Source organism: Streptomyces sp. SLBN-118 (assembly GCF_006715635.1).
Lineage (GTDB): Bacteria > Actinomycetota > Actinomycetes > Streptomycetales > Streptomycetaceae > Streptomyces.
In genome coordinates this window covers 628433-652106 of record NZ_VFNP01000001.1, presented here as the reverse complement: position 1 = coordinate 652106, position 23674 = coordinate 628433, and the positions used below count along the sequence as shown (strand labels likewise).

Below are 23674 nucleotides of genomic sequence, written 5' to 3'. Positions count from 1 at the left end.
AGGATGGAGGCAACCGCAGGAAAACCGGCTGCCGTTGACCAGGCGGCGCGCACCCGCAGTGTCCGTGTCGTGCTGCTCCCGCTCATGATCGCGATGCTGTTGTCGATGCTGGACACCATGATCGTGGGCACCGCGATGCCGACGATCGTCGGTGAACTCGGCGGGATGGAGCATCTGTCCTGGGTGGTCACCGCCTATACGCTCGCCACCGCCGCCTCCACCCCGATCTGGGGCAAGCTCGGCGACATGTACGGCCGCAAGGGCACCTTCCTCGCCGCGATCGTCATCTTCCTGATCGGGTCGGCGCTCAGCGGAATGGCGCAGGACATGGGCCAGTTGATCGGCTTCCGCGCCGTCCAGGGCCTGGGGGCCGGCGGGCTGATGGTCGGCGTCATGGCCATCATGGGCGAACTGATCCCGCCGCGTGAACGCGGCAGGTACCAGGGCATGATCACCAGTGTGATGGCGCTCGCGATGATCGGCGGACCGCTGGTCGGCGGCACCATCACCGACCATCTCGGCTGGCGCTGGTCCTTCTACATCAACCTGCCGCTCGGTGCCATCGCCCTCGCCGTGATCAGTGCGGTCCTGCACCTGCCTCACAAGCGCTCCCGCTCCAGCGTCGACTACTTGGGCGCCGCGCTGCTGACCGTGGGCATCACCTCGATCGTGCTCGTCACCACCTGGGGCGGTACGGAGTACGCCTGGGGCTCGGCCACCATCACCGGGCTCATCGCGCTCGCCGCCGCCGCGCTCGCCGCGTTCCTGTACGTGGAGACGAAGGCCGCTGATCCGGTCGTGCCGCCGCACATCTTCCGCACCCGCAACTTCGCGCTGATGTCGGTGATCGGATTCCTGACCGGGTTCGTCATGTTCGGCGCGGTGCTGTTCCTGCCGCTGTTCCAGCAGTCGGTCCAGGGCGCGTCCGCGACCAACTCCGGTCTGCTGCTGTTGCCCATGCTCGTGTCCATGATGCTCGTCTCGCTGATCGCGGGCAGGGCGACCAGCAGCAGCGGCAGGTACAAGATCTTCCCCATCGCGGGCAGCGCACTGATGATCGCCGGGCTCTTTCTGCTCGCCCAGATGGACACCGGGACCTCCCGCCTGACCTCCGGCCTGTCCATGGCGGTGCTCGGCGCGGGGACGGGATTTCTGATGCAGATCGTCATGCTGATCGCGCAGAACAGTGTGGGGATGGCGGACATGGGCGTCGCGTCCTCCTCGATCACGCTGTTCCGTACGCTCGGCAGTTCCTTCGGCGTCGCGATCATGGGCGCGATCTTCAACCACCGGGTCCAGAACGTGATGGCCGAGCGGGCCGGCAACTCAGCCGGACTGCACGGCGCCCAGCTGGACGCGGCGAGCCTGGCGAAGTTGGACGCCTCCACGCGCGCGGCCTACCAGTACGCGGTCTCCGCCGGGACCCACTCCGCCTTCCTGCTCGGCTCCGCCGTCGCCGTCATCGCGTTCCTCGCGGCGCTCTGCATCAAGGAGGTCCCGCTCAGGGGCGGTGCGGGCGAAGGCGCCGGAACCGGGCGCACACGTCGGACGGCGTCGGCTGTCTGAAGCCGTTCCCGAATCCGGGCTGCCGGCCGGGTGCCGTCGTCAAGACGGCCCCCGGAGCGTCAGCCCTTCGCGCCGATGCGCTCGCACCGGAAGCTACGCGCCCTCGCGGATGGCCGCGATCGCCTTGGCGATACGCCGCTGACGCGTATCGGCGGTCTTCGCGCCCTCGATGGCGAGAACATGGCGGCGCCGGTGGGTGTACGCGAGGCGGTCGTACGCCTCGCGGAGCCGCGGATCGGCATCCAGCGCCTCGGCAAAGTCCGGCGGCTCGACCACCACGCGAGGCTCGGTGTCCAGCTGGAGGTCGACCTCCACCTCGTCACCCTCGGCGATCTTGCTCGCGGCACGGTTCGCGGCGCTGATCCCGACGATGAACCGCCCGCCCATGGCCGCGACGCGGCTGCGCCACGTATGCCCGTTGATCGTGATGGCCACCGCGGGGCGCTTTCCCGCGCCCAGCGCGTCGACGACATCCGCCGGGACCTCGACCCCGGTGGCGTTTCCGGCCGGTTCGACCGTGGCTCTGAACTCCATGTCCGCACTCCCCTCAGGCTCTGCGGATGCTGTCATGCCCGCGTGAGCCTCTCAACCAGCGGAGCCTGCCCTGCGGGTTGTGTCGCACCGACAGCTGCCTGTGTACGACTCGGAGATGCGGTAGTTGACCGTCGCGGCTCTGATGCATGCCACGGGCGACTCGCAGAGCGAGCTGGCGCGTGCTCTCGGCCTGACGCAGACGCAGGTGTCGCGCCGCCAGGCGGGGCGTACCGCCTGGACGACTGCGACAGCTTGGCTGCGCACTTCGGGCTCCCTGTTCTGGACCTGCTGGCCGGTCCGACGAGGGCCTGCGAACTGCTCTCACCGGCCCGGCGCCGGGCGCCGCGCGAGACGGCGCGGGCCGCCCGGATCGGCAGGCCGTCGTTCTCGCACCAGGAGTCGGGACGATGACGGACTTCGACTCCATCGACGCGCTGCTGGCCTCGGCCCGGCAGGAGGTTCCGCTGCCGCCCGCCGAGGAGCGGCGCCCCCTGCGGGAGGGGCTGAGCCTGTCACGTACGCAGGTCGCCGGTGCTCTGGGAGTGAGCCCGTCGACGGTCGGCGGTTGGGACGGGGGCCGCGACCCCAGTGGCGAAGTCCGGGAGAAGTGATGACGCACCGATTGTGGCGCGCATCCGGCCGTGGGCGAGAAGCGCCGTCCCGTGTTGCGGCTGAATCGCCGAACGGGGGGCTGCCGCGCGAAACCGCACTCTGGGGTGCCTGGCCGGCATGCGGCGTTCCGCGGGGCGTGGGGTCACCGTGATGCCGCGTTACCGTCACGTGGCGTACGGTGCGCGGCGCAGCAGGGCCTTCTGTGAACCGGCAGCAACCAACCCCTTACTGCCGGGAAACCCCGCGGGCCACCTCGGTTCGTATCGTCGTCGGATGTGATCCACAACCTTCGGCGCCTTCTGCCGCCGCCTCCCGTCCTCCCCGGCTGGGGCACGATTCGCGGCCGTGTGGCCATCGTGCTCGCAGTCCCCACCTGCCTGCTGCTGGTCGTGACCGGCCTCGGAGTGGCAGACAGGGCATCCGACTGGTCCGCGGCGCGCGAGACCGCGGGCCGGGTCGAAGTTGTCCTCACAGCACAGGGGCTGGTACGCGAGCTGCAACGCGAACGGGGCCTGACCAATGGCCTGCTCGGTGGCGCCGCGGGGTACCGCGACGACGTCGACGCCCAGCGCCTGCGCACCGACACCGCCCGTACTGCCTTCGACTCCCTGCTCAGCCAGGGCGGCACAGGCGTGGACGCGGGCGACGGTTTACGCGACGCGCTCGCCCCGGTCTCGGCCCTCGTCGCCGTGCGCCGTCAGGTCGACGGCGGCACTGCCCAGCGCCCCGCGACCCTGGCCGCGTACACGGAGGCGATCGACGGACTGATCGGTGCCTCGGCGGCACAAACGGCTCGTGGCGACCGTTCCCTCAGCGAGGGGATGGACGCCCTGCAGGCCCTCACCCGGACCACCGAAGCGATCGCCCTCGAACGCGGCTTCCTCAACGGAGTGTTCGCGACCGGCCGTTTCAAGGGAGCCGAGTTCCTCCAGTTCACCGAAGTGCGAGCGGAGCGGCTCGCCTTCCTGCGCCAGTACTCCGAACTGGCCGCCCCTGCCCAGCAGTCCGCGCTCGACTCGGCCCTCGCCTCCAGCGACGCCCGGCGTGCAATGGGTTACGAGAAGCAGGCCCAGGGCGGAGCCGATGGCAGCCGGCTTACCGTGGACCCCGGCCGCTGGTGGTCCTCCATGACCGCGCTCGTCGACCAACTCCACGACGTTCAGAGGCAGATCGGCGCCCAGGTGAGGGCCCGCGCGGACCGGATGGGGGACGGGGCCACCGGCCAGCTGGGCGGCTTCATCGGTCTCGGTGTGCTGATCCTGGCGCTCGCCACCGCACTCGCCGTGCTCTCTGGCCGTTCGATCACGCGGCCGCTCGTCGCACTCGCTGATGAGGCCGACTTGGTCGCCAATGCCGGGCTGCCCGCCGCTGTTGCCCGGATTCAGCAGGCCGAAGCGGGCGACGAGCTCGCGCCCCAACCCGCCCGCCGCGTGCCGGACAGCGCCCGTGAGTTCACCCGGCTCGCCTGCGCCTTGCACAATGTCGAGCACACCGCGATCGGTCTTGCGACCGAGCAGGCGGTGCTGCGGCGCAACAGCTCCGAGTCGCTCGCCAGCCTCGGCCGCCGCAACCAGGCGCTCATCTCCCGCCAGCTCGGCCTGATCACCGCCCTGGAGAGGCAGGAGATCGATCCGGACGCACTGGGCGAGCTCTTCGAACTCGACCACCTGGCCACCCGTATGCGCCGCAATGCCGAATCGCTGCTCGTGCTCGCGGGGGAGGAGCTGCCGCCGCGCACCTGGTCGGGCCTCGTCACGGCGGCCGAGGTGGTCCAGTCGGCGATCGCCGAGGTCGAACAGTACCCACGCGTGGCCGTGATCGACGTACAGCAGGCAAGGATCCGCGGGAGCGCCGTCGCCGAGCTCTCCCATCTGCTGGCCGAACTCATAGAGAACGCCCTGCTCTTCTCACCCCCCACGTGCCCGGTCGAGATATACGGCTGGCGCGACGGCGGCGACTACTGCCTCGCTGTGGTCGATCGCGGTTCCGGGATGTCGGCCGAGGAGCTGGCCCGCTCCAACGCCCGGCTCGCGGGCCGGGAGTCATTCCTCGTCGCTCCGACCCGCTATCTCGGCCACTACGTCGTAGGGACCCTCGCGGCCCGGCTCGGTGCCCAGGTGGAACTGCGCCCCACCCAGGGTCAGGGCAGTGTCTGCGGAGTCACGGCGTACGTTGCCCTGCCCACCACGCTCGTCGAGGTGCCTCAGACGCAGTCGGCGGCGACGACGGGCTGAACCGGCTCGGGTCACTCGTCCGTGCAGATGAGCGTTGACGGACTCGGCGGGCTCGCGCCAGTCGTGTAGAACATCTACGGCGGGCAAGTGTTGCCGACGTCCTGAGAGAGGGCTTTTGTGAGTGCCATCAGCGTCAGCCAGGCCGCCGTGCTGGGTGTGGTGGAGGGGGTGACGGAATTCCTTCCCATCTCGTCCACCGGCCACCTGAAGATCACCGAAGGGCTGATGGGCATCCCCGTCGACGACACATCCGTCGTCGGTTTCACGGCCGTCATCCAGGTCGGGGCGATCGCCGCCGTGCTGACCTACTTCCGCAAGGACATCATGCGGATCCTCTCCGCCTGGGGCCGCGGCCTGGTCGACCGCGAGGAGCGGTACCACCACGACTACAAGTTCGCCTGGTGGGTCATCTACGCGACCATCCCGATCGTCGCCGTCGGGCTGGCCGCCAAACCGCTCATCGAGGGCCCGCTGGCCTCGCTGTGGGTGGTGGCCGGATCGCTGATCGCGGGGAGCGGCGTGATGTGGGCGGCCGACCGGATGGGCCGGCACAAACGCGGCGAGGACGACACCGGCCTCAAGGACACCATGCTCGTGGGCTGTTCGCAGATCCTCGCGCTGCTCTTCCCCGGCTTCTCCCGCTCCGGCGCGACCATGTCCACCGCCCTCATGCTCGACCTCGACCGGGTCGCGGCCACCCGGCTGTCGTTCTTCCTGGGCATTCCGGCGCTGACGGGCGCGGGACTGTACGAACTCAAGGACGCCGTCGGCGCGGGCGTGGACACCACCCCGCTCCTTGTCGGCACGGTCGTGTCCTTCGCCGTGGCCTACGCCTCCATCGCCTGGCTGCTGAAGTTCGTCGCGAAGCACTCGTTCAACGCGTTCGTCGTCTACCGGATCCTGATCGGCGGCGTCCTGTTCGCGCTGCTGGGTACCGGAGCGCTCCACGCCTGACCGACATGGGCGCGAGTGGTGGTGCGGTTCGAGCAGGCGACGAGGGTCGCGCCTTTGCGGCCGGCCTGCCACCGAAGTGACCCGCGGATCGGCTCGGGGGCCCCGAACGGCAGGCGGCCGGCCGGGCCGGAACCGGCTGCCGTCAGCTCACCCGCTCCGCGAGGAAGTCCTCCCAGGTCCGCCGGCCGACCGTCGCGCCGACGAGGGTCGGGTTCCCGCCCGCTCGGTACGAGCGCCCGGCCTTTCCGCCGCGCGGCACGCGGTGTCGTCCATGGCATGCCGGACTGGGCCACCGACTGCTCCGCGCCACGCCGAGAGGAAAGCTTCTTCCCGCGGGCTCACTTGGCGGCCGCTGCGTCGATCTCGGCGATCAGGCCCTCGACCAGCTTCCTGATCTCGTCGCGGATGGGGCGTACGGCCTCGACGCCCTGGCCCGCCGGGTCCTCCAGCTCCCAGTCCAGGTACCGCTTGCCGGGGAAGACCGGGCAGGTGTCGCCGCAGCCCATGGTGATGCAGACATCGGACTCGCGGACCGCGTCGACCGTGAGGACCTTGGGCGTCGCGGCGGAGATGTCGATCCCGACCTCCTTCATCGCCTCGACCGCGGCCGGGTTCACGGCGGTGCCGGGGTTGGAGCCCGCGGAGCGGACCTCGATGCGGTCCCCGGCGAGGTGCGTCAGCCAGGCGGCGGCCATCTGAGAGCGCCCGGCGTTGTGGACGCAGACGAACAGCACGGAGGCGGCAGGGGTGAAGGCCATCGGAGCTACTTCCTTTGCTCAGTCCGGACTGGTGTCAGCTCAGGCTGATGTGACAGTATCAGTCCATGATGACGTCAGTCGACACTGACCTGATCCGGGTGCTGGCCGACCCGCTCAGGCTCCAGATCGTGACCCTGCTCGCCCGCGAGACCCTGTGCACCACGCATCTGGTCGAGGAGACCGGCGCCCGGCAGACGAATCTCTCGAACCATCTGAAGGTGCTGCGCGAGTCCGGGGTCGTGGAGACTGAGCCCTGCGGACGGTTCACGTACTACCGGCTGCGGCCCGAGGTCATCGAGGCGCTCGCAGGTCGGTTCACCGCTCTCGCGGAGACCGCGCGCGCCACCGCTGAAGCGAACATCAAGCGCTCCTGCCCCTGATTCGCTCTGTTCTTCAAGTCTGCCTGCGCCTGTACTGAGGAGTCCTGTTGAGCACCACCCCGGCCGCCAGAAACGACTCCGCCGCGGATGTCGTCGTACCAGCCACTGAACCGCAGCCCGTGCCGGGCGCCACCCCGCCGCGCACGCCGCTGGTGGCCCGGGCCGCCGCCGAACTGACCGGTACCGCCGCCCTGGTCGCAGTGGTCGTCGGTTCCGGCATCCAGGCCACTGAGCTCACCCAGGACGTCGGCCTCCAGCTTCTGGCAAACTCCCTTGCCACCGTCTTCGGGCTCGGCGTTCTGATCGTCCTGCTCGGCCCGGTCTCCGGCGCGCACTTCAACCCGGCCGTCACGCTGGCCGAGTGGTGGACCGCCCGCCGCGGTGGCCCTGGCGTCACCGCCCGCGAGGCGGTCGTCTACGTCCCCGCCCAGATCGCCGGAGCCGTCGCGGGCGCCGTGCTGGCTGATGCGATGTTCGCCGAGCCGCTGGTCAAGTGGTCCGCGCACGACCGCTCGTCCGGACACCTGCTGCTCGGCGAGGTCGTCGCGACCGCGGGGCTGATCCTGCTGATCTTCGGCCTGGCGCGCACCGACCGCCTGCGCTTCGCGCCGGTCGCCGTCGCCTCGTACATCGGTGCCGCCTACTGGTTCACGTCGTCCACGTCGTTCGCCAATCCGGCGGTGACGATCGGCCGGGCGTTCACCGACACCTTCGCGGGTATCGCGCCCGGCTCGCTCCCGGGCTTCATCGGTGCCCAACTGGCCGGTGCTGTGGTCGGACTGGCTCTGGTGGCGCTCATCTTCATGCAGGGGCGAGCCCGTAGCCACTGACCACCGCCGCGCCGTCAGGACAGTGTGGCGACGATGGTGCGGACCTGGTCGGCCACCTCTTGCGGCAGCGGGGCGTAGTGGAGGCGCGAGAGGTCCTTCTGTCCCTCCGCGCCCGCGGTGTAGGTCAGGAAGGACTTGAGGGCGGGCAGGGCGTCGGCCGGAGTGCCCTTGTCGCAGACGATCTCGTAGGTGACGAGCACGATGGGGTACGCCCCGGCCGCCTTTGTTCTGTAGTCGAACTTCACCGTCATGTCCTTGCCGGTGCCGGACACATGGCCTGCTGCGATACCGGCCGACGCGGTCTCGGCGGAGACGGCGACAGGCTCGGGCGCGCCGGTGTCGAGTCCGACAGTGGGGATCTTGCTGGCCTTGGCGAAGGACAGTTCGAGGTAGCCGATCGCGCCGTCGGTGTTGGCCACCTGGGCCGCCACCCCGTCGGAACCGGCCGCGGAATTGCCTCCCTTGGCCTGCCAGGTCTTCTCCTTCGGATAGGGCCAGTCGTCCGGGGCCGCTTCGGAGAGGTAGGCATTGAAGTTCTGGGTCGTGCCGGAGCCGTCGGAGCGGTGCACCGCGCTGATGGGGGTGGCAGGCAGACGGACGCCGGGGTTCAGGCGCTGGATGGCCGGCGCGTTCCACACGGTGATCTCCGAGTCGAAGACCTTCGCCAGCGTGGGGGCATCGAGCACGAGGCTGTCGACGCCGGAGAGGTTGTATCCGAGGGCGATGGGGCCGCCGACCATCGGCAGGTCGATGGCTCTGCCTCCCTTGCACACCTCGCGGGAGTCCTTGATCTCGTCCGGCTTCAGGGTGCTGTCGGTCCCGCCGAGCACGGTCGCCCCACGCAGAAACTGGGCGACACCGGCGCCGGAGCCGGCGGGCACGTAGCGGATCTGCACGCCCGGGCAGGCCCGTTGGTACTCCTTCATCCAGTGCGTCATGGCGTTCTGCTGGGCCGTGGACCCGGACGCTGCCAGCTGACCTGTCCTGGCGCACGCGATCTGGCTTCTCGTCGCCTCGGCGCTCGGGGACGGGTCGTCCGCGGCGCCGAGCCCGCAGCCGGAGAGGAGGACGGCGCCGGTCACTGCCGTCACACCCGCGCCGAGCAGATGCCTGCGGCTCGTGGGTCGATGCTGCATCTGTGGTCCCTTCGAGAAGCCGGGGAGACCGATGCTCGGCCATGCGGGAGCGGCCGAGGTGGCGTGTCGGTGAACACCAGCCGTCGCTCTGTCGACGCTCAGTTTGATTAGATGAATGTCTATGTTGACGCTCATCGAACCAGGTGTCATGCTGGCAGGGCAGTCCATCGACGGTTGTCGAAACAGCAGGCGTCTCGCGGCTCGGCCGTTACCGCGTGGCGGGCGCCGACCGCGATCAGCAGCCGTTCACCGCCCTGACAGGAGACACGACATGTCCCGCATACAACTCGCCCTCCGCGTCCCCGACCTCGCCGCTTCCGTGGCCTTCTACACCAGGCTCTTCGGCACCGAGCCCGCCAAACTCCGCGACGGCTACGCCAACTTCGCCGTCGCCGAGCCGCCGCTCAAGCTCGTCCTCATCGAAGGCGACTCCGGGGAGGACACCCGCATGGACCATCTCGGGGTAGAGGTCGAATCCACCGACGCCGTCGAGGCGGCCACCACCCGCCTGAGCGAGGCGGGCTTGGTGACGGTGGAGGAGAACGACACCACCTGTTGCTACGCGCTCCAGGACAAGGTCTGGGTTCATGGCCCCGGGCGGGAGCCCTGGGAGGTGTACGTCGTCAAAGCCGGCGCCGACACGTTGGCCAAGCAGCCGAACAGCACGTGCTGCGCGGGCCCCGGCGAACCGGTGGCCGCCGGTGGCTGCTGCTGATCCGGCGATGGCCCTCGGTCTCGCGGCCTACGCTGAGCCCGTTGTGCAACTACTGATCGCGGCAGCTGACAACGCCGGTTCGATCCGCGTCCTGGAGAAGTGCGGATTCACCGTCACCGGTCGAAGCCGGATCTACGCCCGTGAGCGGGGTGAGGAGATCGACCTCGTCGAGCTCACTCTTGTGTGACCCGGGCCCGGGCGATGAGCAGGGCCACGTCGTCGTGGTTTCCCGGTTGGCGCAGCTCGCGCAGGAGCGCGTCGCATACTTCCTCCAGGGAACTCCGCGGCTGCGCGAGCACGGCGAGGAAAGCGTCCAGACGCTCGTCGATGGCCTGGTCACGTGTTTCGACCAGGCCATCGGTGTAGAGGACGAGCTGGTCGCCAGGGTGCAGAGCGAGCGTGGTGGTGTGGAAGGTGATGTCGCCGACGCCGAGCGGCGCGGCGGTGGGCAGGTCGACCAGCTCGGGGTCCCGGCCGGGGCGTACCAGCGCGGGCGGAAGGTGTCCGGCGCTGGAGATGAGGCACTGGGCGTCGTGCGGATCGTAGATGGCGTAGAGGCATGTCGTGATGGTCTGCCCCATGCGGTCGGTGATGCGGTCGAGGTGGCGCAGCACCTGGGCGGGGTCGAGGTCGAGCTCGGCCAGCGTGCGGGTCGCGGTGCGGAGCTGGCCCATCGTGGCGGCGGCGGTGATGCCGCTGCCCATGACGTCGCCGATGACCAGGGCCGTCTTGTCGCCGGACAGCGGGATGACGTCGAACCAGTCGCCTCCCACCTCACTGGCCGCAAGGGCGGGCTGGTAGCGGTAGGCGATCTCCAGGCCGGGCTGTTCCGGTGGCTGCTGCGGCAGAAGGCTGCGCTGGAGCGTGAGAGCCGTGTTGCGCAACTGCCCGTACCAGCGTGCGTTGTCGATGCACACGGCGGCCCGCGCCGCCAGCTCGCCGGCCAGGACCTCGTCGTCGGCGTCGAAGGGCTGCGGGTTGGTGGTGCGCTTCAGGTCCAGGGCGCCGAGTACTTCACCGCGAGCGATCAGCGGCACGGCCAGATACGAGTGCACTCCGGCGGCGTCCAGCAGCGTCGCGGCGTTGGGACTGCGGGCGATGCGCTTCAGGTCGTCGCTGTCCACGTGGGACACGCGGACCGGGTGGCCGGTGTTCACGCACCGGGTGACCAGCCGGTCGGCGTCGTACCGGGCGACCTCACCGGGGGGATCGGCCGCGCGTATGGCATCACTGGAAGGTGAGGCGGCGACGGCAAGCGCGCGGAACACCGCGGGGCCCGCGTGGATCACGACGCCCGAATGGCCGTTGAGGATGCTGTCGAGCACGTCCACGGCCGCCACGTCGGCGAGCGCGGGTACGGACACCTCGGCGAGTTCGCGGGCCGTTTGCTCGAGGTCGAGCGTCGTACCGATGCGTATCGAGGCGTCCGCGACGAGGGAGAGGCGCTGCCGGGCCTGAGCGGCCTCCCTGGTGGCCAGGTATCGCTCGGTGACGTCCACGACGGAGGTGGCGAGTCCCAGTACCTTCCCGTTCGAGGTCTCCAGCCGGTAGAAGGACACCGACCAGGCGTGCTCGTGGTCCGGGTCGGCCGGTGTGTGCCCGACGGATTCCCTGTCCAGGATCGGAACACCCGTGGCGAGAACCTTGCGCATCGCGGCCTCGATGGCCTCGGTGTCCAGGAACGGCAGTGCCTCACGGACATTACGGCCAACATGCTCGGCGGCGGGCAGGCCGTTGATCCGCTCCAGGGCAGGGTTGACGGTGACGTACCGCAGATCGGTGTCCACCACCGCGAGGCCGATCGGGGACTGGGAGATCAGCCGGGTCGACAGCGCCAGATCCCGCTCGACCCGCCGCAATGTCCCCTGATCGGTGGCCAGGCCCAGGGCGTAGAGGCCCTTGCGGTTGTCCTCCAGCCGCATGTTCCGGAATTCAACCAGCAGCGTGCCGCCGTCCTTGTGCCGCACGGGAAAGACTCCCGCCCAGGTCCCCTCGCCCGCCATGACCTGGGAAAACAGCCGTCGCACCAGCGCACGGTGCTGCGGGTGGACAAGCAGCTGGCCCGCGTACCGGCCGAGCGCCTCATGGGACCGGTAGCCGAACATCTTCGCGGCCTGCGGGCTCCACAGCACGATCCGGCCGTCCGCGTCCAGCACCACGGCGGCGACGCCCAGGACGTCCATGAGGCCACCAGGCTGGGCGCTTCTGCCCTTGGGACGGGCCGCGTCGGCCGGGAAGGATTCGGTTGCGCTCATCCCAAGCCCTCCGTCCGCCCGCCGCCATCCTTTGATGCCCGGTGCTGACTTGCGGCCTCGGGCGCCGCCGGTCTCGTTGCCTTCCATGGTCTCTCTGCCCTGCCTGAGGCCGCACCCTGCCGCACCACTACAGCTCCCGCGTACCCCCGTGGTACGAAACAAGACGTAGCGAGCCTCGCGTACACCCTGCGGGGCCCCAGCCTGGCGGGCCGCCCGCGCCTGTGATCTCCGCCGGGCGAGATCTGCACAGGATGCTCACGCGAGGTCGTCCACCAGCGGCATACGGTCCGTTGCGCCGGGCCGGGCGAGTGAACATCCGGCCGCAAGGGTGTCAGCGCTGACTCACCCGATGCCCAGCCATGAACGGCAGTGAGACCGGCAGACGGCTGGTCGACGGCCCCTTCGGCTTCTCGGACGCCTGGACGGCGCGGCATGGGCACGGTGTGGCGTGCCAGCGAGATTGCCCGGCACCGGGAGGGACCGCTCAAGGAAGTCCGGCGCCGAGCCCGCGCCGGGTGAGCGCGTGTTCCGCACGCGCAGGACTCTCCGGGATCGCGCGATCCGCGGGCCGGCGACATCATCAGAGGGAGCCTTCGCTCACTGTCCATGTCGGCGACGAGTGCAGCTCCGGCTGCCTCAGTGCGGGACTCGACGGCTCGTACGCAGGCTCACTCCGGTGTCCGGCTCGATGCGGGAAGGGTCGTCCGTGACGTCGCGGCGCCGGGTGACAACTCGTGGCCTTCTCGCACCAGTTGATGGTTCGTCACCAACCCTGCAGGTTGAGCGCTTTGCCATCTCTTTGCCAACCGAACAGGGGGATCTTCTCGCATGTCAGGGGCTGTCAGGCAACGAGCGTGAAGAGGCATCTCAAAGTTACTGTCGGGCAGTCGGGTCAGTCGCGCCCGTGGGGGGACCTGGGCGCGCAGCGCCAAGTCGCAGTGATGCGGCGATGGTTGTGAACCGCTCGGCCCGCCGCCGCTCATGGTAGGTGAGCCTTGCCTCACTTTCAAGGGGTGATCCTCGGCGCCTGGCTGTTCGTACAGTCCCGACACCGTCGACCCCTGTACCGGGGTATGCAGAGAAACTGGGAGATCCCAAGGTGACCACGGTCCATGACACGCTCACCACGGAGGAGTCCGGAGCCGGAGTCGTCGGTACGGCGACGGCTCTCCTCGATGCCTATCGGCCCGCGACGGACCGCTTCTTCGCCTCACCGACGAGAACGCTTCTCGCCCGCGGTGTGCGTGCCTCCGTGTCGCACGACACGCGACCGCTGACCGAGCGCGTCCAGGACGCCCTGACTGCGGCAAGGAACTCGGGACAGCCGGACCCCGTGGTCATCGGAGCGATCCCCTTCGACCCGTCCGCGCCCGTCGCGCTCGCCGTCCCCGAGACACTGCACCGGGCACCGGCCCTCGGCAGGGACCCGCTGATCGCGCTCCCCGCGCCCCAACCGGCCGCCACGGCCTGGAAGATGCGCCCGGTGCCGCTGCCCGAGCAGTACACGGCCGCTGTCGCCGCCGCTGTCGGCCGGATGAAGGCCGGCGAGTTCCGCAAGGTCGTCCTCGCCCGCGCACTCGATCTGACCGGCGACCGGGAACCCGACGTACCGGGGATGCTCCAGCGCCTCGCCCGCCGGGACACTCGCGGCTACACCTTCGCGATGCCCACGGGCACGGACCGCACCCTGCTCGGCGCCAGCCCCGAACTGCTGGTCTCCCGACGCGGCAACAGCCTTCTGGCCAACCCGCTCGCCGGTTCCACACCGCGCAGCACCGACCTGGCCGAGGACGTGCGGCGCGCCGCGGCGCTGCTCGAATCGCCCAAGGACCTGCACGAGCACGCCGTCGTCGTGAACGCCATCGGCGAGGCGCTCGCCCCGTACTGCACCGACCTTGTCGTGCCCGAGCGGCCCACCCTGGTGAAGACCGCCGCCATGTGGCACCTGTCGACGACCATCACCGGATCCCTCGGCACACAGCCGGTCTCCGCGCTGGAACTCGCCTGTGCGCTGCACCCCACACCGGCCGTCTGCGGGGAGCCCACGTCGTTGGCGCGCAAGGTCATCGGGGAACTGGAGCCGTTCGACCGGGGGTTGTACTCCGGCGTCGTGGGCTGGGGCGACGCTCAGGGCGACGGCGAGTGGGTGGTGACCATCCGCTGCGCCGAGGCGGCCAGGGGCGGACTGCGGCTGTTCGCCGGGGCGGGTGTGGTGGCCTCGTCCGACCCGGCGGCCGAGACCGCCGAGACGAGCGCCAAGTTCCGTACGTTCCTCGACGCCGTGGGCGCAGAGCTGTGAGCACAGACGCGCCCACCTGGCCCGCCGACGTCGCCGCGCGCTACCGCGCGGCCGGGTACTGGCAGGGGGAGACGTTCGGGCAGATGCTGAGGGCCCGTGCCGGGCAGTATCCGGACCGGGTCGCCGTGGTGGACCCGGCCGGGGACGGGCGGCGCTGGACCTACGCGGAGCTGGACCGCCGGGCCGACCGGCTCGCCGCCGGCTTCCGCGACGCCGGCATCGCCAAGGGCGACCGGGTCGTGGTGCAACTGCCCAACGTCGCGGAGTTCTTCGAGGTGGTCTTCGCGCTGTTCCGGATCGGCGCGCTGCCGGTGTTCGCCCTTCCGGCCCACCGGGAGGTCGAGATCGGGTACTTCTGCTCGTTCTCCGAGGCGGTCGCGTACGTCGTCGCCGACCACCACGAGGGCTTCGACTACCGCGGCCTCGCCGCCAAGGTGAAGGAACAGGCACCCACCCTCCGCCATGTGTTCGTCGTCGGGGAGCCGGGCGAACACACCGCGCTGAGCGTTGTGCCGCGCGAGGTGACCGGACTCGACGACCCTGACGGCCCGGCGGCGTCGGACCTGGCCTTCCTCCAGCTGTCCGGCGGCAGTACGGGAGTGCCCAAGCTGATTCCCCGTACGCACGACGACTACCTGTACTCGCTGCGCGGATCCAACGAGATCTGCGCGGTGGACGAGAACAGCGTCTATCTCGTCGTCCTGCCCGCTGCCCACAACTTCCCGCTCAGCTCGCCCGGTTCGCTGGGCACCCTGTGCGCGGGCGGACGGGTGGTGCTGTGCCCCGGCTCGGCACCCGAGACCGCCTTCCCCCTCATCGAACGCGAGGGCGTGACGATCACCGGCCTTGTGCCCCCGCTCGCCCTGGTGTGGACCGAGGCCGCCCGCGGCACGCCGCACGACCTCTCCAGCCTGGACGTCCTGCTGGTGGGTGGAGCCAAGCTCAGCGAGGCGGCCGCCCGGCGCTTACGCCCCGCGCTCGACTGCACGCTCCAGCAGGTCTTCGGCATGGCCGAAGGCCTCGTCAACTACACGCGGCTGGACGACGACGAGGAGACCGTCCTCACCACCCAGGGCCGCCCGATCTCGCCCGACGACGAGATCCGCATCGTCGACGACGAGGACCAGGACGTCGCACCGGGAGAGCCAGGGCATCTGCTCACCCGCGGCCCCTACACGATCCGGGGCTACTGGCGTGCCCCCGAGCACAACGAGCGCGCGTTCACACAGGACGGTTTCTACCGCACAGGCGACATAGCCCGGGCGACCCCGAGCGGACACCTCGTGGTCGAGGGGCGCGCCAAGGACCAGATCAACCGCGGCGGCGAGAAGATCGCCGCGGAGGAGGTCGAGAACGTCATCCTCGGCCACCCGGCTGTGCACGACGTGTCCGTCGTCTCCGTACCCGACGACTATCTCGGCGAGCGCACCTGCGCCTACGTCATCCTCCGCGAGGCGGCCGAACTGCGCCCCGCCGCCCTGCGACGGTTCGTGCGCGAACGCGGACTGGCCGCCTACAAGGTGCCCGACCGGGTCGAGTTCGTCGATGTCTTCCCGCACACGGGTGTCGGCAAGGTGAGCAAGAAGGACCTGCGCACGACCGCCACCCAGCCCGCCCATCCCTGAAAGGCACTTCCTTCCATGGCGCTGCCCGCCATCGCCCCCTACGCCATGCCCGGCGTCGCAGGCCTGCCCCAGAACCGCGTCGACTGGACCGTCGACCCGGCACGGGCCGTCCTGCTCGTCCACGACCTGCAGAACCACTTCCTGTCCGCGTTCGAGGCGGATGCCTCACCCGTGACCGAACTCCTCGCCAACACCGCCCGGCTGACCGACGAGGCCCGAAGCCGCGGCATCCCCGTCGTCTACTCCGCGCAGCCCGGTGGACAGAGCCCCGAACAGCGCGGTCTCCAGCAGGACTTCTGGGGGCCGGGGCTGCCCGCCGACCCGCACGCGGAAGCCATCGCCGCGGCCGTGGCTCCCAAGGACGGGGACACGGTCCTCACCAAGTGGAAGTACAGCGCCTTCGTGCGGTCCGACCTCGCCGCGCTCATGGAGCGCCAGGGCCGCGACCAACTCGTCATCACGGGCGTCTACGCACACATCGGCGTCGTCATGACCGCCTGCGACGCGTGGATGCGCGACATCCAGGCCTTCGTCGTCGCCGACGCCGTCGCCGACTTCGGCGAGGACGAACACCGTTCGGCGCTGCGCTGGGCCGCCGGCCGCTGCGCCTTCGTCACCACCACCGACGCGATCTTCAAGGGGGACTGACTCATGGCGCTGACCATGCAGCAGATACGTGAGGACGTCGCCGATGTGCTGGGGGAGGACCCCGCGGACATCCCCGACGACGAGAATCTCGCCGACTACGGGCTCGACTCGGTCCGGCTGATGAGCCTGGTCGAACGATGGCGCCGTGAGCACGGCGCGGACATCACCTTCGTCGCACTCGCCGAACGCCCCGCCATCGAGGCCTGGTCGCCACTGCTGGGGGCCGAGGCATGACGGCCCTGCCGACAGCCGAACCCACCGCCCAGGCCGCGGCGCCGCGGGGCGCCGGTCTGCCGCTGACCGCGGCCCAGTCGGGCATGTGGTACATGCAGGCACTCGACCCGCAGAGCCCCGCGCTCAACACGGCCGAATACCTGGAGATCGAGGGGCCCTTGCAGCCGGAGCTGCTGGCGAGGGCGCTGCACCGTACCGCTTGTGAGGCGGACGCGCTGTGTGTACGCATCGCGGAAACCCCGGACGGGCCTCGGCAGTTCGCCCTCGACCCGGGCGCGCCCGAGCACGGCTTTCCGCTGCACACAGCCGATCTGCGCTCGGAGCCCGAGCCGCTGTCGGCCGCCCGCGCCTGGATGGACGACGATCTGACGCGGCCGTTCGACCTCCCCGCCGCGCCGCCGTTCCGGCACGCGGTGTTCCGGGTCGGCGACGAGCGCTGGCTGTGGTACCAGTGCGTGCACCACATCGTCATGGACGGCTTCGGCTACTCACTGCTCGCCCGCCGCACCGCCCAGGTCTACACGGCCCTGGCCGCGCAGGAGGAGCCGGGCGAGAACCCCTTCGGCACTCTGGCCGAACTGATCGCCGACGACGCCGCCTACCGCGACGGCGACCAGTTCGACAAGGACCGGATTCACTGGGCCGAAGCTCTCGCCGACCGCCCGCAGGCGCCCGCCCTCGCCGGACGCACCGTGCTGCCCTCCCGTACCTTCCTGCGGCGCAGCGCCCGCGTCCCCGCCGTTATCACGGCCCGGCTGCGGACACTCGCCGACGAACTGCGCGCCACCTGGCCGGAGTTGCTGGTCGCGGCCCAGGCACTCTATGTCTCGCGAGCCACCGGCACCCCTGACGTGGTGCTGGGGATGCCGATGATGGGCCGCATGGGCTCGGTCGCCCTGCGCATCCCCGGCATGGTGATGAACGTGCTGCCGCTGCGGCTGACCGTCGCACCGGACACCACGCTGGCCGGACTGACGCGCCAGGTCGTCCTCGCCGTACGGGCAGCGCGCCGCCACCAGCGCTACCGGATCGAGGACATCAGGCGGGACCTCGGCCTGCTCGGCGAAGGGCGGGCGCTGGTCGGACCGCTGGTCAACATCATGCCGTTCGACTACGCACTCACCTTCGGCGGCAGCACCGCGGTCCCGCACAACCTCTCCGCGGGCCCGGTCGACGATCTCACCGTCAACGTCTACGACCGGACCGACGGCCGGGGCCTGCACATCGACCACGACGCCAACCCCGCCGCGTACACCGACGACGAACTCCTCGCCCACCAGGGGCGGTTCCTGCACCTGATCAACCGGATCGCCCATTGCGACCCGGCGGCCCCGCTCGCACAGCTCGGCATCGCGACCGAGGAGGAAGCGCAGCGCGTCCTCGTCGAGTTCAACGACACGGCCCGGCCACTGCCCGCGACCACCCTGATCGGCCCCGTCGAGGCGCAGGCACGCCGCACACCCGACGCCACGGCCCTCGTCTTCGGGGACAGGACGCTGACGTACGCCGAACTGAACGCCGATGCCAGCCGTCTCGCCCGCCATCTGACCGGACACGGTGTTCGGCCCGGCTCGCTGGTGGCGATCGCCCTGCCGCGCTCGGTGGAACTGATCGTCGCTCTGCTGGCCGTACTCAAGGCGGGCGGCGCGTATCTGCCGCTCGACCCGGGCTATCCGGCAGGACGCCTCGCCGACATGCTGGAGGACGCCGAGCCGGTCTGCGTGGTCACCGACTCGGCCACCCGGGTCCGGCTGCCGGACACGGACCTGCCGTACATCCTGCTCGACCGGACGGATCTTTCGGCCCTGTCGCCCCTCGATCCGGTGCGCGCGCTCACGCCGCAGCACCCGGCGTATGTCATCTACACCTCCGGTTCCACGGGCAGGCCCAAGGGCGTTGTGGTGCCGCACGCGGCCATCGACAACCGGCTGCGCTGGATGCAGCACACCTACCCGCTCGGCCCCGGCGACCGGGTGCTGCAGAAGACACCCTCCGGCTTCGACGTGTCCGTATGGGAGTTCTTCTGGGCCCTGCGCGAAGGTGCGACGCTTGTCGTCGCCGAACCCGACGGGCACAAGGACCCGCACTATCTGGCCAGGACCATCCAGGAGCAGGCGATCACCGTCTGCCACTTCGTGCCGTCCATGCTCCAGGTGTTCCTCGCGGAGCCGGAAGCGGCCGGATGTTCCTCGCTGCGCGACGTCTTCTGCAGCGGTGAGGCCCTGCCCCGGGAGACCGTGGAGGACTTCCAACAGGCCGTGCCCGCAGCGCGGTTGCACAACCTCTACGGTCCGACGGAAGCCGCCGTCGACGTCACGCACCACACGTGCACACCCGGGCAGGGCGGGTCCGTACCCATCGGCCGTCCCGTGTGGAACACCCGGCTGTACGTCCTGGACGCGGCCCTCCAACCGTGTCCGCCCGGCGTCACGGGCGAGCTCTACCTCGCCGGAGTCCAGCTCGCCGACGGCTACCTTCGCCGCCCCGACCTGACCGCGACCCGCTTCGTCGCCGACCCCTACGGTCAGGACGGCGCCCGTATGTACCGCACGGGCGACCTCGCCCGGTGGACGGCCGACGGCGAGGTCATCTACCTGGGGCGCACCGACCAGCAGGTCAAACTCCGCGGCCAGCGCCTCGAACCCGGCGAGATCGAGGCCCACGTTGCGGCGATGGACGCGGTGACCGGCGCCTGTGTGGTGGTGCGCGAGGACCGGCCCGGTGACCAGCGGCTCGTCGCCTACATCACGGGCAGCGACGCCGTTCCCGACCAGGAGACCCTGCGGGCACGCCTCGGCGCGCTCCTGCCCGAGTACATGGTGCCCTCGGCGATCGTCCGCCTCGACGACTTCCCTCTGAGCCCCAACGGAAAGCTCGACCGCAGGGCCCTGCCCGCCCCCGCCGCCGATACGCACTGTGGCGGACGCGCACCCCGCAACCCCGCCGAGGAGACACTGACCCGCCTCTTCGCCGAGGTCCTCGGCCTCGAACGGGTCGGCACGGATGCCGCGTTCTTCGACCTCGGCGGCACCTCCCTGCTGGCCGCCCGTCTCATGTCCCGTATCCGCGAAACGCTTGGCATCAGCGCCCCGATCGGGACCCTGTTCCGGGCGCCGACACCCGCCGCGCTCGCCGAGCGTCTCACCGACGACAACAGCGCCGACACCGCGCTGGAGGTTCTGCTGCCGCTGCGCGCCACTGGCGAGCGCGTCCCGCTGTTCGTGTTCCACCCGGCCGGCGGCATCAGCTGGTGCTACTCGGGGCTCCTCTCCGGTCTCGGCAGCGGACAGCCCGTCCACGGACTCCAGGCCCGTGGCCTGATGCACGACGAGGAAATCCTGCCCGCCACGATGGACGAGATGGCCGCCGACTATGTGGCACAGATCCGCACCGTCCAGCCGCACGGCCCCTACCGGCTCCTCGGCTGGTCCGTCGGAGGAGTCATCGCCCACACCGTCGCCGTCCATCTCCAGCACAGCGGCGAACAGGTCGACCTGCTGGCCCTCATGGACGCCTACCCCTCGGACCAGTGGCGGGACCTGGCAGGACCCACCGAGGCCGACGCGCTCAACGCCCTTCTGCGCATGGCCGGTTTCGAGGGCGGTGACGGACTGACCCGGGACGGTGTCCTCGCCACCCTGCGCCATGAGGGCAGTGCGCTCGCGGCCCTGCCCGAGCGGGTACTGACCGCCGTCCTCGGCATCGTGACCAACAACGCCCGCCTCATGCGGACCCACCGGCACCAGACCTTCGAGGGGGACCTGCTGTTCTTCACGGCAGCCGCGCCCCGCGCCGAGGACTGGCTCACTCCGCACGCCTGGCGGCCGTACATGACCGGCAGGCTCGACGAGCACAGGCTGGACTGCCTGCATCCCGAGATGACACAGCCACGGCAGCTCGACGAGATCGCCACGCTCCTCATGGCCCGGCTGAAGGAACTCGACACATGACCCAGCCCTTCGACCCCACGGGCACGCCCGACTTCACCCATCTCGTCCTCGTCAACGCGGCAGGAGCACGGTCACTGTGGCCGGTATTCCTGCCCGTGCCCGCCGGTTGGGCCACGGAACACGGCCCCGCATCACACGAGGACTGTCTGCGGGCACTTACGTCCGTGCCGTCCGTGCCGCCCGGCTGATCCGGTGAAGCAGAAGGCCTGGGACACCAATTCCAGGGCTCCCGCGACGGCGGGGAATTCGGCGACACATTTCTCGATACCCGGCCGGAACGTGTCAGCGATATGTCAGACGAGGGGGAACGACCCGCCAACGGACAAGTCCTGCCCCCATAGTGAGGCAGGGGCCCAGCAGGGGCGCATATCCACGGTGCCATGAAACCGGCATCCACTTCTCATTGTTCTGGAGGAACAAACCATGTCCCGCACCCGAAGCTCAATTCGTCGCCGGGTCCTGCTCGCCGCCGCCATAACCGCCACCTGCGCGCTCGGCCCGGCCGGCACGGCCACGGCCACGGCCGCGGCCCCGGCGAAGGTTCACACGCTCCAGGCGTCCTACACGGTCGACTCGGCCGAGCTGGGCAAGGGCCTTTACCAGTCCGCCTATTCCGCGCGGAACAATGTCCTGTGGGTCACCAGCTCTGTCGGATACCCCCCGGTCACCCAGACCCAGCTGCTCAAGGTGGACCCGGCAACGCTGAAGGTGAAGGCCGCCTACACGCCGCCCCTCAAGGACGAGGCCACCGGGGCGCGGGAGGCCGTCTACGGGGTGGCCGTGGACGACGTGCACAACACGGTGTGGACCACCAACACGCTAGACAACTCCCTTGCCGTCTACAGCCAGCGCACGGGCGAGCACCTGGCCTCGCTGCCCGGCGTGAAGCACGCTCGTGACGTGGTCGTCGACCAGCAGCGCAACCTGGCCTGGACGGCCGGGCTCGAAGACGGCAGCATCGTCGCCTTCGACACCCGTACATACCAGGAGAAGAAGCGCGTCACGGTGCCCGGTGCGGCACCGGCGGGCGTGGCCGTCGACGAGCGCACCGGCACCGTCTACGCGGCCGATCTGACCAACGGTCAGCTCATCGAGGTCTCCGCGGCATCCAGCACTCCCAGGCTGATCCCTGCCGGCAAGGGCACGATCGACGTCGCACTGTCCGCCGACGGCAGGACCGCCTACGCCGCCAATCTGACGAGCGGTTCCCTCGCCGTCATCGATCTGCGCGCGGGAGTGGTGCGGAAGGAGATCGCGACGGGAGCGGGTGCCCTGGCGGTCGCGACCGACGCGTGCACGGGCAACGTCTTCGTGGCCAACAGGGAATCCGGTACGACCTCGGTGGTCGACCCCCGCAAGGGAGTCGTGCTCGCGAACCTTGCGACCGGGGCGAACACGGACCATGTCGTCGTCACGCGCGGCACGGCCTATGTCGTCGACAAGGCGGAGGTCGGCGCGGAGGCGATGGACTCCATCCACCGCATTCGTGCGACCGGCTGACCGGCTGCTGTACCTGAGCGCTCCGGATGGCGGGCTTCGCCGTCCGGGGCGCTCTGCTCTGTCCTGGTGGGGTCCCGTGGGGTCCCCGGGCACGCCCCGAAAAGCACATTGTGTCCGAAAAGGCCCGCATGGGCAGTTCATCTCTATTGTTATTCGATGCCCGCACAAGAGGAACCCGGGCGAATTCTCTTTATCCGCATCGCACTGTCGCAAATCGGACTCGGTTGCATTGCAGTCCAGTGAAATGGGTCACGTCTCGCGAGGTCTTCGCAAGGCGGCCGGCGCCCAGTCCCGTTCTGCGACAAGAAAGTTGAGATTCCCGATCATGCCGGCAGTCGGGAATTTCTCGCGAAGAATCCGACTCGCGTATTGAAATGTGAATCGGCACTTGTTCCGCCCGGTCTGCCTCGTTTACGGTCACCGCAACCCGGATGGACCGCCGAATCCTGCCGCCGTCCGGAAACCGACCACCTACGACATACGCACGGCAGGAGCGGGGGACCCAGGTAAGCCGCCGATCCGGAATGCGGAACGGCTTGGGGTGAAGTCGCCAATTGCGGCCGGGCATCTCCAGCCCGAACCCGACAGCTCACCTCGCAGGCGACGGAGAGGAATTCGCCATGCCCGGAAAGGGTAAGCATCGCCGTCCCAAGTCCCGTGCACTCAGCCGCGGTCTCGTCGCCGCGGGCGCGGGCGGCACCGCCCTGGTCCTGCCGGTGATCGGCGCGAGTGTGGCCTCCGCGCAGACGGCACCGCAGTCCGCTCCCGCCGCCAAGACCTCCGTCACGGCCTCCGTCCTCGCGAAGAAGGCGGGCACCACGACCTACACGGTCGTCGCCGGGGACTCCCTGTCCAAGATTGCGGACCAGCTCAACGTGAGCGGCGGCTGGAAGAAGCTGTACCGGGACAACCGCAAGGTCATCGGCGGTGACCCGCGGCTGATTCACCCCGGCCTCAAGCTGACGATCGGCAAGAAGGCCAAGGCGGCCCCCGCCGCCGACCGGGCCAACCGCTCCAAGCGTGCGACCACTCTGACCGCGGGGAAGAGCGCCCCCGCTGTGAAGCCGAAGAAGAAGGCGTACACGAACGACCTCGACGGCTGGATCAAGGAGTCGCTGGACGTCATGGCCAAGCACCGCATCCCCGGCAGCTATGACGGCATCCACCGCAACATCATGCGCGAGTCCTCGGGCAACCCGCTGGCCATCAACAACTGGGACTCCAACGCCATGGCGGGAACGCCGTCCAAGGGCCTCCTGCAGGTCATCGACCCGACCTTCTTCGCCTACCACGTGCCCGGCACGTCGATGGACAGCTACGACCCGGTCGCCAACATCACCGCAGCGTGCAACTACGCCGCCGACAAGTACGGTTCGATCGACAACGTGAACGGCGCGTACTGACCGGCCTGCCCCTCCGCGCCGGGATACTGGTCAGACTTGGA

General features: G+C 69.8%; 18 protein-coding genes, 3 pseudogenes and 1 riboswitch. Of the genes and pseudogenes, 17 read left to right on the top strand and 4 right to left on the bottom strand.

The window, feature by feature from the left end; all coding sequences use genetic code 11:
- Positions 1 to 3: 3 nt before the first annotated feature.
- Complete coding sequence (locus FBY35_RS03070) at positions 4 to 1566, top strand: MDR family MFS transporter (RefSeq protein WP_142212291.1); 1563 nt, start codon at positions 4 to 6, stop codon at positions 1564 to 1566.
- A gap of 93 nt (positions 1567 to 1659) precedes the next feature.
- On the opposite strand, the gene FBY35_RS03065 is transcribed toward FBY35_RS03070, so the two are convergent.
- The gene (locus FBY35_RS03065; protein ID WP_142212290.1) at positions 1660 to 2100 is read right to left on the bottom strand and encodes a YdeI/OmpD-associated family protein; all 441 of its coding nucleotides are present in this window, start codon (positions 2098 to 2100) and stop codon (positions 1660 to 1662) included.
- A 142-nt stretch (positions 2101 to 2242) separates the two neighbouring features.
- Between FBY35_RS03065 and FBY35_RS36860 the strand changes: the two are divergent.
- From FBY35_RS36860 to FBY35_RS03045, 4 genes and pseudogenes are all read left to right on the top strand, one after another.
- Positions 2243 to 2511: pseudogene (locus tag FBY35_RS36860) on the top strand (XRE family transcriptional regulator).
- Positions 2508 to 2708, top strand: a pseudogene (locus FBY35_RS03055) (helix-turn-helix domain-containing protein); the annotation flags it as partial. The pseudogenes FBY35_RS36860 and FBY35_RS03055, both read left to right, overlap by 4 nt.
- A gap of 279 nt (positions 2709 to 2987) precedes the next feature.
- Positions 2988 to 4946: a nitrate- and nitrite sensing domain-containing protein gene (locus FBY35_RS03050; protein WP_142212289.1), complete on the top strand. Its 1959-nt coding sequence runs from the start codon at positions 2988 to 2990 to the stop codon at positions 4944 to 4946.
- Between the two features lie 117 nt (positions 4947 to 5063).
- Positions 5064 to 5900: an undecaprenyl-diphosphate phosphatase gene (locus tag FBY35_RS03045; RefSeq protein ID WP_142212288.1), complete on the top strand. Its 837-nt coding sequence runs from the start codon at positions 5064 to 5066 to the stop codon at positions 5898 to 5900.
- Between the two features lie 338 nt (positions 5901 to 6238).
- Here FBY35_RS03045 and FBY35_RS03035 read toward each other — a convergent pair whose 3' ends face one another.
- The gene (locus FBY35_RS03035; RefSeq protein ID WP_142212287.1) at positions 6239 to 6658 is read right to left on the bottom strand and encodes an arsenate reductase ArsC; all 420 of its coding nucleotides are present in this window, start codon (positions 6656 to 6658) and stop codon (positions 6239 to 6241) included.
- A gap of 65 nt (positions 6659 to 6723) precedes the next feature.
- Here FBY35_RS03035 and FBY35_RS03030 point away from each other — a divergent pair, with 65 nt between their 5' ends.
- Positions 6724 to 7038 (top strand): helix-turn-helix transcriptional regulator, encoded by a 315-nt coding sequence (locus tag FBY35_RS03030; RefSeq protein ID WP_142212286.1) that lies wholly within the window; start codon positions 6724 to 6726, stop codon positions 7036 to 7038.
- 47 nt (positions 7039 to 7085) lie between these two features.
- Complete coding sequence (locus tag FBY35_RS03025) at positions 7086 to 7868, top strand: MIP/aquaporin family protein (protein WP_399208217.1); 783 nt, start codon at positions 7086 to 7088, stop codon at positions 7866 to 7868.
- Between the two features lie 14 nt (positions 7869 to 7882).
- Here the strand turns inward: FBY35_RS03025 and pstS are convergent, their stop codons facing one another.
- Positions 7883 to 9004: a phosphate ABC transporter substrate-binding protein PstS gene (pstS, locus tag FBY35_RS03020; protein WP_142212284.1), complete on the bottom strand. Its 1122-nt coding sequence runs from the start codon at positions 9002 to 9004 to the stop codon at positions 7883 to 7885.
- Positions 9005 to 9275: 271 nt separating this feature from the next.
- Here pstS and FBY35_RS03015 point away from each other — a divergent pair, with 271 nt between their 5' ends.
- Together FBY35_RS03015 and FBY35_RS03010 are read left to right on the top strand one after the other, a co-directional pair.
- Entirely contained in the window at positions 9276 to 9719 is a 444-nt protein-coding gene (locus tag FBY35_RS03015; RefSeq protein ID WP_142212283.1) for an ArsI/CadI family heavy metal resistance metalloenzyme, read from the top strand.
- Between the two features lie 58 nt (positions 9720 to 9777).
- Positions 9778 to 9906, top strand: a pseudogene (locus tag FBY35_RS03010) (GNAT family N-acetyltransferase); the annotation flags it as partial.
- On the opposite strand, the gene FBY35_RS03005 reads toward FBY35_RS03010, so the two are convergent.
- The gene (locus FBY35_RS03005) at positions 9893 to 11974 is read right to left on the bottom strand and encodes a SpoIIE family protein phosphatase (RefSeq protein WP_142212282.1); all 2082 of its coding nucleotides are present in this window, start codon (positions 11972 to 11974) and stop codon (positions 9893 to 9895) included. The pseudogene FBY35_RS03010 and the gene FBY35_RS03005 sit on opposite strands and share 14 nt — an antisense overlap.
- 1099 nt (positions 11975 to 13073) lie before the next feature.
- Between FBY35_RS03005 and dhbC the strand changes: the two genes are divergently transcribed.
- The 8 genes from dhbC (at position 13074) to FBY35_RS02965 (ending at position 23633) form a co-directional block, all read left to right on the top strand.
- Positions 13074 to 14273: an isochorismate synthase DhbC gene (gene dhbC / locus FBY35_RS03000; protein ID WP_142212281.1), complete on the top strand. Its 1200-nt coding sequence runs from the start codon at positions 13074 to 13076 to the stop codon at positions 14271 to 14273.
- Positions 14270 to 15898, top strand: a complete 1629-nt coding sequence (locus FBY35_RS02995; protein WP_142212280.1) for a (2,3-dihydroxybenzoyl)adenylate synthase — start codon at positions 14270 to 14272, stop codon at positions 15896 to 15898. The genes dhbC and FBY35_RS02995 overlap by 4 nt, the downstream gene beginning before the upstream one ends.
- A gap of 15 nt (positions 15899 to 15913) precedes the next feature.
- Entirely contained in the window at positions 15914 to 16546 is a 633-nt protein-coding gene (locus tag FBY35_RS02990; protein ID WP_142212279.1) for an isochorismatase family protein, read from the top strand.
- 3 nt (positions 16547 to 16549) lie between these two features.
- Positions 16550 to 16780, top strand: a complete 231-nt coding sequence (locus tag FBY35_RS36855; RefSeq protein WP_142212278.1) for a phosphopantetheine-binding protein — start codon at positions 16550 to 16552, stop codon at positions 16778 to 16780.
- Complete coding sequence (locus FBY35_RS02980) at positions 16777 to 20730, top strand: non-ribosomal peptide synthetase (protein ID WP_142212277.1); 3954 nt, start codon at positions 16777 to 16779, stop codon at positions 20728 to 20730. The genes FBY35_RS36855 and FBY35_RS02980 overlap by 4 nt, the downstream gene beginning before the upstream one ends.
- Positions 20727 to 20918: an MbtH family protein gene (locus FBY35_RS02975; RefSeq protein ID WP_142212276.1), complete on the top strand. Its 192-nt coding sequence runs from the start codon at positions 20727 to 20729 to the stop codon at positions 20916 to 20918. The genes FBY35_RS02980 and FBY35_RS02975 overlap by 4 nt, the downstream gene beginning before the upstream one ends.
- 235 nt (positions 20919 to 21153) lie before the next feature.
- On the top strand, positions 21154 to 22230 hold the full coding sequence (locus FBY35_RS02970) for a YncE family protein (RefSeq protein WP_142212275.1): 1077 nt from the start codon (positions 21154 to 21156) through the stop codon (positions 22228 to 22230).
- A gap of 427 nt (positions 22231 to 22657) precedes the next feature.
- Positions 22658 to 22846, top strand: a riboswitch (cyclic di-AMP (ydaO/yuaA leader).
- A 4-nt stretch (positions 22847 to 22850) separates the two neighbouring features.
- Positions 22851 to 23633, top strand: a complete 783-nt coding sequence (locus FBY35_RS02965) for a transglycosylase SLT domain-containing protein (RefSeq protein ID WP_142212274.1) — start codon at positions 22851 to 22853, stop codon at positions 23631 to 23633.
- Positions 23634 to 23674 lie beyond the last annotated feature (41 nt).

Bases quoted from the DNA above. Each gene is read 5' to 3' on its own strand.
- FBY35_RS03070 (WP_142212291.1), top strand. From the start codon at position 4: ATGGAGGCAACCGCAGGAAAACCGGCTGCCGTTGACCAGGCGGCGCGC.
- FBY35_RS02965 (WP_142212274.1), top strand. From the start codon at position 22,851: ATGCCCGGAAAGGGTAAGCATCGCCGTCCCAAGTCCCGTGCACTCAGC.
- FBY35_RS03065 (WP_142212290.1), bottom strand. From the start codon at position 2,100: ATGGAGTTCAGAGCCACGGTCGAACCGGCCGGAAACGCCACCGGGGTC.
- FBY35_RS03035 (WP_142212287.1), bottom strand. From the start codon at position 6,658: ATGGCCTTCACCCCTGCCGCCTCCGTGCTGTTCGTCTGCGTCCACAAC.
- FBY35_RS02975 (WP_142212276.1), top strand. From the start codon at position 20,727: ATGACCCAGCCCTTCGACCCCACGGGCACGCCCGACTTCACCCATCTC.
- FBY35_RS02990 (WP_142212279.1), top strand. From the start codon at position 15,914: ATGGCGCTGCCCGCCATCGCCCCCTACGCCATGCCCGGCGTCGCAGGC.
- FBY35_RS03030 (WP_142212286.1), top strand. From the start codon at position 6,724: ATGATGACGTCAGTCGACACTGACCTGATCCGGGTGCTGGCCGACCCG.
- FBY35_RS03005 (WP_142212282.1), bottom strand. From the start codon at position 11,974: ATGAGCGCAACCGAATCCTTCCCGGCCGACGCGGCCCGTCCCAAGGGC.
- pstS (WP_142212284.1), bottom strand. From the start codon at position 9,004: ATGCAGCATCGACCCACGAGCCGCAGGCATCTGCTCGGCGCGGGTGTG.
- FBY35_RS02970 (WP_142212275.1), top strand. From the start codon at position 21,154: ATGTCCCGCACCCGAAGCTCAATTCGTCGCCGGGTCCTGCTCGCCGCC.
- FBY35_RS36855 (WP_142212278.1), top strand. From the start codon at position 16,550: ATGGCGCTGACCATGCAGCAGATACGTGAGGACGTCGCCGATGTGCTG.
- FBY35_RS02980 (WP_142212277.1), top strand. From the start codon at position 16,777: ATGACGGCCCTGCCGACAGCCGAACCCACCGCCCAGGCCGCGGCGCCG.
- FBY35_RS03015 (WP_142212283.1), top strand. From the start codon at position 9,276: ATGTCCCGCATACAACTCGCCCTCCGCGTCCCCGACCTCGCCGCTTCC.